Here is a 13,980-nt window from a genome sequence, read left to right as displayed (position 1 = left end):
TAAGTCACCGTCCGCATCCGAGTACCTTCCCCGAAATTCTGGCCATGATCACAGCGGTCCGGCCTCGGCCAACTGCGCCCCTGTGTCCACAGCAGGCGTGGGAGGCGGAGCCGGAGGATCCGGTTCATGATTCCCCTCGTCAGGCTCCTGCGGCGTCGGATAATTCTGTGGCTGGTGCTCGCCGTCCTCTTGCCTTTGACCAGTCGGCGCCCCGGGCACCCCCACAGGCGGGGCTGTCGGTTGCTGCCCTTCCGCGGAAGGAGGAGCTGCCTGCTCGGGTTCCCCTTCGCCGACTATCTTCGGTTTGCCGTCGGCGCCGATCTCCACGTGGAACGTCTGCGGGCCGCCCTCGGGGGCCTCCACCACCAGTTTCAGCTGTCCGTCCGAGCCGACCTCGAGCCTGTACTCCTTGCCGTTGAATTCCACACCGCTGTCATTGTCGGCGTCCGGCTTGCCGTCACCATCGAGATCCTTGTCGGGCTTGCCGTCTCCATCGGCATCCGATCCCTCATCCTCCGGGTCGATCACCTTCTCGGCTTCTTCCCGGAGCTGTTCCAGCGTGCTGGTGACCTGTTCGGACGCCGAGCTCAACAGACCGTTCAGCCCCTGAGCCAACTGACTTCCGACACTGGAGGAAGCGAGCTGGGTTCCCAATGAAGCCAGGGCGGACAACGGGTTTTCCGCATTCGGGGCAGTCGTCGACGGGGCGCCGGGTGCACCTGGTTGTCCCGGTGCCGAAGGGGTACCCGGCGTCGACGGAGCGCCCGGGGTAGCGGGTTGACCTGGAGCCACCCCTGCGGGCGCCGTAGTCTGCGGCGCCTGTGAACTACTCGGGCAAGGATATTTCGTTGCGTTCAGACCGGCGAAATCCTTGACCAGTTCATCATACGTAGTCGTAACGGCCTGATTCGCCTGATTACAGGCATTTACGAATTCCGTGATATTGGACTCGTAGTCTGTCCTGAATATATTGTCGAGCCACCATTTACAATGGTCTCTCAATTTAGCTGTAGGACCACTACTGTCCACTGTTGTCTTGGTGCCATCTTCATGGTAGACCGTTGTCGTAGCGTCCTCAGCAGTCCAACCACTCATTCCGGTGGCCTTGTGTTCCGGGAATATCCTGTTCACTTTGTCCAGCAGAGTATCACCGAACCCGATTGTGGAACTCCAGTCACCTTCAGCGTATGAAATTATGTTATCGATATCTTCGGGAGACTTCCCATGGACCGTTATATCGTGGTCCACGGAAATGCCGGTAGCGGCATTGGCTATGATTCCGAGCGCTTCCCGCAACCCCTGTGGCGTGGCGTCCATTTCCTCGTGGACTCTGCGCAGAACAGCGATGTCATCTGCCGAGAGCCGCAGCTGTTCAGCCATCATGTTCGAAGCCATGGTCGCCGCCTCACCCCACCACACCGACGGCAGCGTTTGCGCGAACACAACCTGCTGGGTGCGCTCGTGTTCGACCTTGCCGAGGACGTCCTTCAATGAATTCGCACATCCCCGAAACGAATCCTCATTTAATCCGTTCAGCTTATAGAGGAGTGCAACTAAATCCGCGTAAGTCTTGAAATCAGGAGTCGTATGCTCATGCACCCAACGCACATAGCGAACCTCCAGAATTTCGAAATACCGCAGCGCCCTCGATCCGATCTCGAATAATTCAGAACATTTGCGATTCTCCACGGTCAGCTCGCTGCCTGCTGAGTTTTTTCAGAGTTTTCCTGGTCGACTGTCGTCATTGTGACCACCGTTTCTCCCAAGGCGTCACCGGTGAGCTGAACAGCCTCGGACCAGTCCTTCAGCCACTGCTGCACTCCCGTCAGCGCGGCGTGAATGGCATTTCCCTGGGCCTCGTACGCGAACCCGGTGTCGGCGGACCCGACCATATCGGTGTCAACAACCGCAACCTGTTTGTTCACCTCCCCGGCGCTACCACGCATCTTGTCCGCAAGACTCACCAGGCCGTCGCCTTGAACACCGACCTCACCCGTACTCATGGGTCTCCCCTCCGTCCTGCCCGCCCCTCCCGGGAACTCCCCGATCGGCCCTGCGGCGCTCTGCTGCTACTTGATTCGACGCGCCCGCCCGGGGGGCGGTTCCCTTCCGGCCCCGAGCGTTCGAAACGTTTTACTCCCCCACAGTCCCCTGGTCCGTCTGCCGCCATTCGCCCGTCCCGTCCGGGTTGCGGTGGTACTCCCAGGCCGCGTAGTCGCCGTCGTTTTCCACCACGCTCAACTGGTCGGCGTAGCCGTCGAGGTCGGAGTCGGTCCAGACGCTCATCGAGTCGGAATTCGTGGTGGTGAAGGTGTCGAGGATGCCGTCGCCGTCGAGGTCTTGGGTGGGGCTTTCCATCTCGACCGGACCGAGGTTGTCCAGTGAGGAGGTGGTGTCGAAGCCCGGCATTCCGAGACCTGGGAACTCTCCGGATACGGGCATGGGTCCTCCTGAGTTCCATCTTCGGCGGCGCTGCGAGTTTCGGCCTATCTTTCCATCTCGGGCACCGGAACGCAGCCCCCGGATGGGCATAGCGAAACCCCGTTCCCATACGGGAACGGGGCTCGGTGGGGGCTCACGGGCAGCCGGGGGCCTTGCGGTGCGCGGTCAGCGTTTCGGCATCAGCAGCCACAGCACCAGGTAGACCAGGAACTGCGGGCCGGGGAGTACGCAGGATACGACGAAGAGCAGGCGGACGATTCCGGAGCTCCAGCCGAAGTATTCGGCGATACCGCCGCAGACACCGCCGACCCACTTGTCGGTGGTGGAGCGTGTGAAGCGGCGTGTGGGGGCGGTCATGGCGGTCCTTTCGATAACGGGGACTACACACTCCACTGTCCGCGCTGCGGCGTGGGCGCGCATCGGTAGCGATACCGATACTCACCCTGATATCCGGCGGCGCCGGACTCAGGGTCGACCCCGAACCACCGGTCCCGCTGAGGGCTTCGCGTGCCGCACACACCGACCGAGCCCGGCCGGACCGGAACCCCGCCACGAGCACGGGTGCTCCTACCCCATGTCGAAGCTCGGGTCCGCCTCCCTCTCCGGTTCACACGATTGTCGTTGCGCCCCGGCGCCTCGAGGCCGTTGGGAGAGCGGCCGCTCGCGACCGTAGCGGCCGGGGGCGTCGGTGCGGAGGACCGCTCCGCGCGCTGATGGGGTGGGTGTGCCGAGGTTGCAGGAGAGTGCGCGGGCAAGATGGGGGCACAGGACGGCGGGTTTCTGGTGTTGTTCAGCGGTTTCCTCTGGAGCCTGCGCTGACGGCGCCGTGACCTATACGGCCGCTACGCGTTTGGCGATATCGTCGGCGATCTCCCCGGCCTGTGCGGGGTCGGTCGCCTCGACCATCACCCGCACGAGTTCCTCGGTGCCGCTCGGACGCAACAGGATCCGCCCGGAATTGCCGAGCACGCGTTCGGCCTCCTGCACCGCGGCGCGCACTTCTGCGGCTGCGGTAGCGGCCACCTTATCGGTGACGGGCACATTCACCAGCACCTGCGGCACCTTCTGCACGACGTTCGCCAACTCCGCCAGCGGTTTCCCGGTCGCGGCCATCCGGGCCATCAGCTGTAGGCCGGTGAGGACACCGTCGCCGGTCGTGCCGAACCGCGGGAAAACTACATGGCCGGATTGTTCGCCGCCGAGAGCGAACCCGCCGCTGCGTAGCTCTTCGAGCACGTAGCGATCGCCGACACCAGTGGTGCGCACGGTGATTCCGGCGTCACGCATGGCGATATGCAGGCCCAGGTTGCTCATCACGGTGGCGACGAGAGTGTTTTCGGCCAGAGTTCCGGCTTCGTGCATACCGAGAGCGAGGACGGCCATGATGGCGTCGCCGTCGACCAGTTCGCCGGCAGCGTCCACGGCCAGGCAGCGGTCGGCGTCGCCGTCGTGGGCCAGGCCCAGATCGGCGCCGTGCTCACGGACCGCGCGTTGCACCTGCGCCATATGGGTCGAGCCCACACCGTCGTTGATATTGAGGCCGTCGGGTTCGGCGTTGATCGCGATGACCTGCGCACCGGCTTCCCGGTAGGCGGCCGGGCCGACCTCCGACGCGGCACCGTGAGCGCAGTCCACGACGACGGTCAGACCATTCAGGTCCCGGCCGGTGACCTCGACCAGATGCTCGATATAGCGCTCATGGGTGCCTTCGAGACTGAATTCGGGCATATCGAATCCGGGATGCCGCGACCCCGGCGCGGCGAGCACCCGCCCGATACCCGCGCCGGTCGGCCGGGCGAAATCACCGGCGGCGGCGACGGCCTCGATACGGTCCTCGACGGCGTCGTCCAGCTTGTGCCCGCCGGCCGCGAAGATCTTGATCCCGTTGTCGGGCATCGGATTGTGCGAGGCGGAGATCATCACCCCGAGACTCGCATCGTGCAGGGCGGTCAGGTAGGCGACAGCGGGGGTCGGCAGCACGCCGACGGGTAACACATCCATTCCGGCGGCGGTCAGCCCCGCGGTGACGGCGGCCTCCAGCATCTCCCCGCTCGCGCGCGGATCCCGCCCCACCACCGCGACCTTGCGGCGCCCGGACCGGACTTCGGTACCCAGAACTTGCGCCGCCGCGCCCGCGAGGCGCAGTGCGAGCTCCGGGCTCAACGAATCATTGGCCAGCCCGCGTACACCATCGGTGCCGAACAAACGTCCCATATCTTGCCCCTCGTCAGTGAGTCCACAGCGCGCGACGACCGTGGCCGGAAACACCGTCGAACGGCCGGCCGACGAACACCGCGGTAGATATAGCACGAGAGCAGGCGACCAGACTCCGGCTGGCTGCCTGCTCTCGAAACCGACACCGGCCTGCCCACCCACAGAGTGTGAGCGGACAGGCCGGCACCGGTGATATCAGCGCTTCGAGTACTGCGGCGCTTTACGGGCCTTCTTGAGGCCGTACTTCTTGCGCTCGGTGGCACGCGGGTCACGAGTGAGGAACCCGGCGCGCTTGAGCGCGGGACGATCGTCGGCGTTGGCCACGGTCAGCGCACGGGCGATGGCCAGGCGCAGCGCGCCCGCCTGCCCGGAGGGGCCGCCGCCGTGCAGGCGCGCGAACACATCGAACGATTCCAGGCGCTCGACGGTGACCAGCGGGGATTTCACCAGCTGCTGGTGCACCTTGTTCGGGAAGTAGTCCTCGATCGAGCGGCCGTTCAGCACGAAGTTGCCGGTACCCGGCACCAAGCGCACCCGGACCACGGCTTCCTTGCGGCGGCCGACGGTCTGGACGGGACGGTCCAGCGGGGCCGCGAACTCGACGAATTCGGCGTCTTCTTCGTAAACGACACCCTCGTCCAGCACCTCGGCGGCAGCGTCCTCGACGACCGCTTCGTCGTATTCGGTGTATTCCTCGGGAGCGGTCACTGGGCCACCTGCTTGATCTCGAACGGAACGGGCTGCTGGGCGGTGTGCGGATGGTTCGGGCCCGCGTACACCTTCAGCTTGCCGGCGATGGCGTTGCCGAGCTTGTTCTTGGGAATCATGCCCTTCACGGCCTTCTCCACCAAGCGGTCGGGGCGGGTCTCCAGCACCTCACCGACAGTGCGGGACTTGAGGCCACCGGGATGCCCGGAGTGATGGTAAATGCGCTTACCGTCGCGCTTGTTGCCGCTGATGGCAACCTTGTCGGCGTTGATGATGACGACGAAATCGCCACCATCCATATGCGGAGCGTAGGTCGGCTTGTGCTTGCCACGCAGCAGATTCGCTGCCTGAACGGCAAGACGGCCGAGCACTACGTCAGTGGCGTCGATGACGTACCACTGCCGGGTGACGTCACCCGCCTTCGGGCTGTACGTAGGCACAGTGCTTCCCTGTCTGTCGTCGATGCTGCCGGCCAGGTGCACGGACGAGAGATCCCCGGCGGCCGGTTGAGACCCGGGCTCGGTGTTCCGCACACCAGCGGACCACGATACCAGCCGGCCGACCCCCTCCTGAATCGGCCGCTTCCGGCTCAGATGTCGAACGGCGGGCCGGGGTCGGTGATCCCCGGGCGGCCGGGCACCAGATAGCGGAGGGTATCGATACCGGATCGGCCGCATTCGACGCCGTCGTCCGCCGGTGCTTCCCGGCCGGGCGCGGATTCGCCCGCGCCGGGTGCCGGTACCCGCGCATAGAGCGGACGTTCCTGCGGCGCCGTCCCGGCTTCGCCGGGTGGTTCCACCAGCACGCGCGGCATGGGCACACAACCCGCGGCGCGGTGCGAGATCACGGTATCGGCGCTGCGCCCGGCCGGGCCGACGACACCCGACGGCGCGACCTGCGCCTGCGCGGTAGCCGCCCCGCCGACGGCCCCGGCGGCCGCAAGAGCCGCCACGCCCAGCAGAGCATGCGCACCGAACAGGTTGTCCTTCATCTTGTTCCAGAGCTTGCCCTTGCCCTGCTCGTCGCCGCCCTCGGCGCCGCCGGCGGGCGACCCCCCCTGCTGTCCAGGGCCGGACCGGTGCGGCACCGCGGCCTGGCTGCCGGTTTCGGGATCGGGGGCGCGGGTGAACCGTCCCGCCGGCCCGGAGGTCGAGGGAGGCATGTCACCGCGGTCGACCTGGACGGTGGCGTCGTCGCTCGCCGACCCGGGCGGGGTGCCGTACTGATGCTGCGACCCCGAATAGGGGCCGGTCGACGGATCGCCACCTGGTGCGCGACCACCTCCCGGAATGGGCGCGCCGGGTGCCGCCGAGCCGGGCTGACGGGGCCCCGACGGGCCGGAACCCGAGAAGCCTGGTCCGGTGCGGGCGGAGTGCGGTCCCGGCTCCGCGTCCCGAGCCGGACCCGACGGCGGAGCATGCGAACCGGGCCCACCGGCAGGCGGCGCTGTCTGCGAGTAGCCCGCTGAGTCGCCCTCCTCGTCGTCGTCCTCGTTCTCACTCACCAGCAGATGCGTGGCACCGAGAACGAGGGCGTGCATGGGGTGTTCGGCCTTCTTCAGCCGCTGCCCGAGATGATTACGGAAGGCGAACCGCAAGGTTTCGTTGAAGACGACCTGCCCTGCCAGCAGCACCGTCGAATTGTCGGCACCGATCGCCCTGGCCGCGGCCATCACCTCGATCACGGTGTCGTCGGCGACTCGCGGGTCGCGGATGGATTCGGGGTCGATCGGGACGTACACCGATTCGGTGGGCCGTTCCTCGTCACCGTGGACCGCGACCACGAGCACATTGGCGCGGCCGTCGACCACCTGACCGTCGAAATGGACCGCGGTCGCGCCGAGCCCGTCGGGCAGGCGGTGATCGGGTGCCCGGACCAGGCCGAGTGCCCGCACATAGCCGGAGAGCGCGATGGACTCCGGGATCGGTTCGACCTCTACGTCGAGCTGCTCGACCAGTCGCGCGTAGGCGTCGATCTTCGGATCCGGCCAGTCGTCCGGATACGGAAGGGCGATCACATCGGGTTTACCGCGCAGGTACGTTCCCACCGAGGCCAGTGGGTTGTAGAGGCGGGCCCGGAAGACCAGTTCGGCGGGCCACGTGGCGCCCGCGATCACGATCTGCGGATGCCCGAGAATCTCCCGTATATCCGGAATCGCCATCCCCAGATCGGGCCGTTGCCGGCCCGCTCCGGCGGTATAGAGCTTGCCGGCGGCATCGGCCAGCAAATAAGCGGGCGGGTTATAGCTTCCCTCGACCTGGACAGGGCGGATGGGTACGCCGGATCCGCCCGCGGCCACGGACACCACATCCCACCCGAGGTGTACCGCACCAACTCGCACCATCACAGGCATCAGTGTGCCTGGTGTGTGGTCGTCGCGCTCGCCGCCCCCACCCACCAGCGGCGCGAATAGTGGAAGCAGCCGGTCATCGGTCTCATCGTGCCGACTTCTTGAGCCGCAACCGGCTCCAGGTGAGCAACGCGAGCACCACCGTGAGGGCCACCACCATGCCGATATCCAGGAACCACGTACCGCGGGTGTGTTCCCAGAGCCCGTCCGGTTGCGCCGCGATGAACAGCTCCCGAATATTCACCGTCGACGCCGCAGAGGCATACCCCCACCGCGACGGGAACAGCCAGGTGACCTGCTCCAGCACCACCCGGTCGGTGACCGGGATCATGCCACCCGCCATCACCAGCAGGCCCATGATCGCCACTGCCAGCAGCGGCATCACCTGTTCACTGGACCGTGCCAGGCTCGACAGGAACAACCCGAGCACGACACAGGACACCGCGGTCGCCGCGATATCGATGTAGAGCTCGGCACCGCCCATCGCCAGCACCGCGCCCTCCTGCGGCTGTTTCTTCCCGAGCAGCACGAAACCGACCAGCACCGCCGACTGAACCAGCGCGGCGAGACCGAAGATCGTGACCTTGGCCCACAGGTAGGCCCCCGACCGCAATCCGACCGCACGTTCGCGCATGTAGATCGTGCGCTCCCCCACCAGATCACGCACAGTGAGTGTCATACCCATGAAGCAGGCGCCGAGAATCAGTACCACCAGCACCATCTGTGGTTCCGAATCGCCCTTGGGCACGAAGGAGCCGTCGTCCTGCTGGATCAGGGGCGGCCGGCCGAATCCGTTACTACCGGGCACCAGCAGCGACAGCCCGCCGAGCACGAACGGCAGCAACACCAGGAACGCCATGTAGCCGCGGTCGGCCAGGATCAGCCGCAACTGCCGCCGGGCCAAGGTGGAGAACTGTTTCCAAGCACCCGACTGAGGCGGCGAACCACCTCCGCTCTGTCGCGCCGCGGGTGGTGGCGGGGGCGGTAGCGCCGCCTGCCGGGATCGATAGTGGGCGAAGGCCGCATCGGGGTTGGCGGCGACATCGGCGAAGATCTTCGCCCAATCGCTCGTGCCCAGCGCGGATTCGACGCCCGCCGGGTTACCCGCGTAGGCGGTTTTCCCGCCGGGGGCCAGCAGCACCACCTGATCGCACATATCCAGGCAGGCCACGGAGTGCGTGACCACGATGACCACACGACCGGCATCGGCCAGTTCGCGCAACATCATCATGACCTGCCGGTCCAGCGCCGGGTCCAGGCCCGAGGTGGGCTCGTCCAGGATCAGCAGCGAAGGGCCGGTGAGCAGTTCCAGCGCCACTGAGGCGCGTTTGCGCTGCCCACCGGAGAGCCGGTCCACCCGGGTGTCTGCGTGCTCGGTGAGTGATAGTTCGCGCAGCACACCGTCGATCACCTGCTGCCGGTCGGCCTTGGAGGAATCCGGTGGCAGCCGCAGTTCGGCCGCGAAACCGAGCGCCTGCCGCACCGTGAGCTGGCGGTGCAGCACATCGTCCTGGGGGACCATGCCGATACGTGAACGCAGCGCCTCGTATTCGGCATGCAGATCGCGGCCTTCGAAGACGACCTGACCGCCGGAGGGCTGGGTACTGCCCGCGATCAGCCGGGACAGGGTGGATTTGCCGGCACCGGAGGGCCCGATCAGCGCGGTGAGCGTGCCGCGTCCGGCCTGCATGTTCACATCCACCAGCAACTGCTTGTTGCCTTCGACGGTGAAGCCGACGCCGTGCACGGTCAACCCCTGTTCGGCGACCGGCCGCTGCCGGTGTGCCAGCGTGCCCTGGGAGACCTCGAAATCGATATTGCCGATAGTGATGATGTCGCGTTCACGCAGCACCGTGCGCTGCTGGCGGACACCGTTGACGAACGTGCCGTTGGCCGAACCCAGATCCTCGATGGCCAGGCCGTCGGAGCCCGCGACGAGCCGGGCATGCCTACGCGACGCCAGCGGATCGTTGACGACGATCTGGTTGTCGGAGGTACGCCCGATGGTCAGCCCGCCCGGCGGAATCCGGTCGGCGCGGGCTATCGGGCCCTCGCTGGCGCGGTGCCGGACCGGCGGTACGGCCGCAACACTCGCTTTGGCGGTCATGTTCACATTGGCCGGCTGCTGCTGCGGGGTCGCGCCGGAGTGCGGTGGTGCGGGGGAATGCGGGGTGGCGGCCGAGTGTGCGAGCGGACCGGAGTGCGGTGGCTGCGCCGGATGCCCCGGGCTCGGTGCCCACGGTTGTGGCTGCTGATGCGGCGGGCGCTGCGCGGGCTGCGGATCGAGTGGGGCGGAGGCACGGTGCGCGACCTGCGGTTGCGGAGCGGACTGGGGTCGATGCGGCGGCTGTGCGGGTTGCTGCTGCCCGCCGGGAAATTGCTGCTGCCCGCCGGGGAACTGCTGCTGCCCGCCGGGGAACTGCTGCTGGCCCGATGGGTACGGCTGCTGGCCCGATGGATACGGCTGCTGCCCGGACGGAAATTGCTGCTGCGCGGGCGGCCGCCGCGCCTGCTGCTGCGGCACTCCGGATGGAACCAGCCACAGCAGCGGCCCGGTGATCGCGTCCCCCAGGCGGACCTGCGTGGGCCGGTCGATCGGGACGGGCCCACCGAGGCGGCGTGCGTCGACGAACACTCCGTTGGTACTGCCGTTATCGGTGAGCACCCAGGCTCCCGACTGCCAGGCCAGTATCGCGTGGACCCGCGAAACCAGCGGACTGTCGACGAACAGCGTCACCTCGGGCGCACGGCCCAAGGTGATCTGCTGATTCGAATCGAAGACACGTTCGGTTCCATCATGGCGCACCGTGATAGTGCGCACCCCCGGTGCAGACATGCAGCGGATACTATTCCATTACCCGGGCATCGGAGATGCCCCCGCTTGGGGGGTGATCACCCCGCTCAGCGGGAGATGCCAGCACCCGAACCGGCCGAAAATGGGGGAGGATCCATGCCGAAACTCCGGGTCGCCGCGCTCACTGTGGCGGCACTGTGCGCGGTGCTGCTGGTCACCGGGTGTACCCGTGCGGTGGACGGCCGGGCGGTCTCCGTCTACGACAATCCTTTCCAGGTGGCCGGGCTGCCGACGACGAGCGGCCCCAATGGGCCCCGCGAGAACGTCCCGCCCACCGATTTGAGTGCCGACAACGGTGACGGCGGTGAGATCGACACCTTGGCGTTGAACGCGGTCACCGACGTCCAGGCGTACTGGGACAAGCATTACGGCACCGAGTTCGAGGGCGATTTCGAGCCGGTGGAGAAGCTGATCTCCTGGAGTGCCCGCGATTCCCGCCGCGAATCGGTCGAGTTCTGCACCGAATCGACCTACCGGATGGTCAATGCCGCCTACTGCCGGCTGGACAACTCCATCGGCTGGGACCGGACGCTGCTGCTGCCCACGATGTCGGAGACATTCGGGCAGATGGCGGTGGTCATGGTGATCGCCCACGAATACGGTCACGCGATCCAGAACAACGCCGATATCGTCGATCGTGACGATCCGGTGATCGTCAAGGAGCAGCAGGCCGACTGTTTCGCCGGTGCCTACATGCGCTGGGTCGCGGAGGGCGAATCGGACTACTTCACCATCAACACCTCCGACGGGTTGAATTCGGTACTCGCCGCGACGGTCGCGATCCGCGATTCCGACCCCGACGACCCGGAAAGTGTGCACGGTTCGGCCTTCGAGCGGGTCACCGCCGTGCAGGTCGGCTTCACCGACGGCGCCAAGGGCTGCAAGGGGATCGATATGGACGAGATCGAACAGCGGCGCGGCGATCTGCCACAGACCTTCGACGGCGCCTCCGGCGAATTCGATATCACCGAGGAGAGCCTGGTCGAACTGGGCAAGGCGCTTTCGGTGATCCTGCCGGTACCCGACGAACCGGTCTACAGCTACGACGGCGCCGAAATCGACTGCCGCGACGGCGTCTCCACCGAGCCCGTGACCTACTGCCCGGCGAACAATACGATCGCGACCAATGTCGACGGGCTCTCCGAACGCGGGGCGGCAACCGACGAGGCCGATGTTCCGCTACCGGTGAAGGTGACCGGTGACTACAACGGCTACGTCGTGTTCATCTCCCGCTACACCCTGTCGGTACAACGCAGCCGCGACCAGGAACTGGTCGGTGCGAAAACCGGGCTCCGGGCCGCATGCCTGTCCGGTGTGGCCACGGGCAAACTGGCCGAGACCGGCCGCGACGTAGGCGATATCACGCTGGCCGCAGGCGATCTGGACGAAGCGGTATCCGGCCTGCTCACAGATGGTCTCGCCGCCAGTGATGTGGAGGGCAAAACCGTGCCGAGCGGGTTCTCCCGGGTCGACGCCTTCCGCGCCGGGGTTCTGGGGGGAGAAGAAACCTGCGCCGCGCGGTACGAGTAGTCACGAACCGGCCTGCCAGCCGATTACGCGTCCTTCAGGATCGTGGTGCTGCGCGGTTCGGTCCGGCGAAGAACAAGCACACGAGGGCGGAGCACCTGGGCAGAGCTGCTGTCGGGCCTCAGGACCCGAAAGGTGGCGGTGCAGCGGATTCGAAGCGCAGCGTGCGGTTACCGATCAGGATCTCCGTGCCCGGCACCAGTACCACCGGCTGATGCGGCGGCACCCGCGCCCATTCCCGGAATCCGGGAGCGCGGGCCCGGGTGCCGTTCGTAGAACCGCGGTCCACCAACGTCACATCCCACTCGGTCAGTAGCAGTTCGGCATGCGCCCGCGACATGCCGCCAGAATTGTCGGTGAGCTGCAGCGGAGTGAGCCCGCGGCGGGCCGGCTCGGATTTCTCCGGATCGCGGCCGAGGACGGAATCGGTTTCCAGCAGGTGGGTCGAACCGTCGTCGAGGACCAGGATGCCCAGCGGCGGCCGCATCACTTCGATGAGCGGCTGAGTTTGATCCACCGGCATCCCGCACACACTGCAGAACGCCGAGCGCGGGTCGGTGGGGTGGGCACGCGCACATTTGAAGCCCCTGACCTTCACAGTCAGCGCCGCACCTTTAGCGGTGGCTTCGGTGCGCCGGCGCAGTTCGGGATCCAGCGGCGGGGTCGCGCGCTCCGGCGGGCCTTGCCGTGGCCACTCACCCGGGCCTGATTGCGGTACCGGAATATCCATGCGTGGGGTGGGATGCACCGGCTGCGGCCGCGACCGGCCCGCCCGGTTCGCGGGTGAGTCGCCGGTCTCGTCGAGTCCCTCCCCGGGCAGGCCCGCCCGGGGTGGTTGCCTGCCACTGATCTCGGTCTGCGCGTGATGAGGATCGGTGGCGGCCGGTCGCCCGCTGTCCTGTTCGCGGTCGCCGGAGGATGTGACGGTCGCCCGCTCGGACAGCTGCACACTGTCGACCGGCGGAGTCGGTGCGGGGGCTGTTGCGCCGGCGGGGTCGCGCCGCGGGGCCGGCGGTTCGTCATCGTCCGGGCGCCGGGCAGCGGTCTCGGGACCCTGCTCCGAGATCCCGGAACTTTCGGCCGCCGCCCCCGGAGTGCTCGTGACCTCCGATGGTTGCGTGGGCCCCCCGGATTCTCCACCGCGGGTTCCGGCACGCATTCGACCTCCGGATCTCCCGGTGCCCTCCCGAGGCTTCCCGCCGGCGCGTCCGGAGTCCCTGGTCTTGCGGCCGGGCCCTGCGCACCATCCAGTGAAACCACAGGTTCACCGAGCTGTTCAAACCCTGCGCGTACGGCTGCTTTACCGAGTACCACCCCATTCGCCCGGTCCGGTTCCGGCAACACGGCGGGTCGCCGGACAGCGGGTGCCCACGCGATCGCCCCGCCGGCTTCGGCGATACCTTCGACCAATCGGCCGATCCCGCGGGCGGCGGGGAGCTCGGGCCGGACTGCGTCGTCGTCCGTGTCCGCGAGCGGGTCGTCGACGAACAGCGCCACCGCGCGGGACGGTATCGACGCGGTCCGGTCGACGGTGAGCGCCGCGTCGCGGCCGTGGAAATATTCGGTGGTGGCACCGGCCACGACTGCGGTGACGGCGCCGTGCAGGAAGATCGCCAGCCGGTCCGGTCCCGCGGCGGACAGTATCCCGAAATCGACCGAACCGCCGGGGCCACCCCGCTCTGTATATGCCATGAGCCATCTGGTGGCGTCCCGGGCGATCGTGGCGCCGGGGCCGTCGGGGTGCCGAACGCTGGCCTCATAGACCAGTTCGGCCAGGGCAACCAGAGCCTGCACGGCCGGGGAGTCCGCGGTGGGGCGGCCGGTACCGCGGTGGGCCACCAGCACCACCGCGCCCGCGACCCGGGCCACGGCATGCGGCCCGTAC

General features: G+C 67.2%; 11 protein-coding genes. 1 reads left to right on the top strand and 10 read right to left on the bottom strand.

The genetic code is table 11. The features are described from left to right. Positions 1–48: 48 nt before the first annotated feature. From NS6_RS34795 to NS6_RS17045, 9 genes are all read right to left on the bottom strand, one after another. A complete protein-coding gene (locus NS6_RS34795) occupies positions 49–1,689 on the bottom strand; it encodes a hypothetical protein (RefSeq protein ID WP_157112801.1) in 1,641 nt (546 codons plus the stop codon). Between the two features lie 2 nt (positions 1,690–1,691). Next, the gene (locus tag NS6_RS17080; RefSeq protein ID WP_068042944.1) at positions 1,692–2,003 is read right to left on the bottom strand and encodes a hypothetical protein; all 312 of its coding nucleotides are present in this window, start codon (positions 2,001–2,003) and stop codon (positions 1,692–1,694) included. A gap of 130 nt (positions 2,004–2,133) precedes the next feature. Continuing rightward, a complete protein-coding gene (locus NS6_RS17075) occupies positions 2,134–2,442 on the bottom strand; it encodes a DUF6802 family protein (RefSeq protein WP_068042942.1) in 309 nt (102 codons plus the stop codon). Positions 2,443–2,607: 165 nt separating this feature from the next. Then, positions 2,608–2,799: a PspC domain-containing protein gene (locus tag NS6_RS17070; RefSeq protein WP_062973500.1), complete on the bottom strand. Its 192-nt coding sequence runs from the start codon at positions 2,797–2,799 to the stop codon at positions 2,608–2,610. Between the two features lie 474 nt (positions 2,800–3,273). After that, on the bottom strand, positions 3,274–4,656 hold the full coding sequence (gene glmM / locus NS6_RS17065; protein ID WP_068043046.1) for a phosphoglucosamine mutase: 1,383 nt from the start codon (positions 4,654–4,656) through the stop codon (positions 3,274–3,276). Positions 4,657–4,851: 195 nt separating this feature from the next. Next, positions 4,852–5,364, bottom strand: coding sequence for a 30S ribosomal protein S9 (gene rpsI / locus NS6_RS17060; protein ID WP_084471131.1), 513 nt, complete (start codon positions 5,362–5,364; stop codon positions 4,852–4,854). After that, entirely contained in the window at positions 5,361–5,804 is a 444-nt protein-coding gene (gene rplM, locus NS6_RS17055) for a 50S ribosomal protein L13 (RefSeq protein WP_068043042.1), read from the bottom strand. The genes rpsI and rplM overlap by 4 nt, the downstream gene beginning before the upstream one ends. 149 nt (positions 5,805–5,953) lie before the next feature. Next, positions 5,954–7,708: a hypothetical protein gene (locus NS6_RS35895; protein ID WP_245669394.1), complete on the bottom strand. Its 1,755-nt coding sequence runs from the start codon at positions 7,706–7,708 to the stop codon at positions 5,954–5,956. Positions 7,709–7,799: 91 nt separating this feature from the next. Continuing rightward, positions 7,800–10,550 carry an FHA domain-containing protein gene (locus NS6_RS17045; protein ID WP_068042938.1) on the bottom strand — a complete coding sequence of 917 codons (2,751 nt, stop codon included), beginning with the start codon at positions 10,548–10,550 and terminating at the stop codon, positions 7,800–7,802. A gap of 114 nt (positions 10,551–10,664) precedes the next feature. On the opposite strand from NS6_RS17045, the gene NS6_RS17040 reads away from it, so the two are divergent. Further along, positions 10,665–12,098, top strand: coding sequence for a neutral zinc metallopeptidase (locus NS6_RS17040; RefSeq protein ID WP_068042936.1), 1,434 nt, complete (start codon positions 10,665–10,667; stop codon positions 12,096–12,098). A gap of 118 nt (positions 12,099–12,216) precedes the next feature. Here NS6_RS17040 and NS6_RS33990 read toward each other — a convergent pair whose 3' ends face one another. Then, positions 12,217–13,254 carry an FHA domain-containing protein gene (locus NS6_RS33990; RefSeq protein ID WP_084471130.1) on the bottom strand — a complete coding sequence of 346 codons (1,038 nt, stop codon included), beginning with the start codon at positions 13,252–13,254 and terminating at the stop codon, positions 12,217–12,219. Positions 13,255–13,980: the final 726 nt, after the last annotated feature.

Source organism: Nocardia speluncae NBRC 108251 (genome assembly GCF_001613245.1).
In the GTDB taxonomy this organism is placed as follows: Bacteria; Actinomycetota; Actinomycetes; order Mycobacteriales; family Mycobacteriaceae; genus Nocardia; species Nocardia speluncae.
The sequence above is the reverse complement of the archived record's forward strand: the minus strand, read 5'-3'. Positions and strand labels throughout refer to the sequence as shown.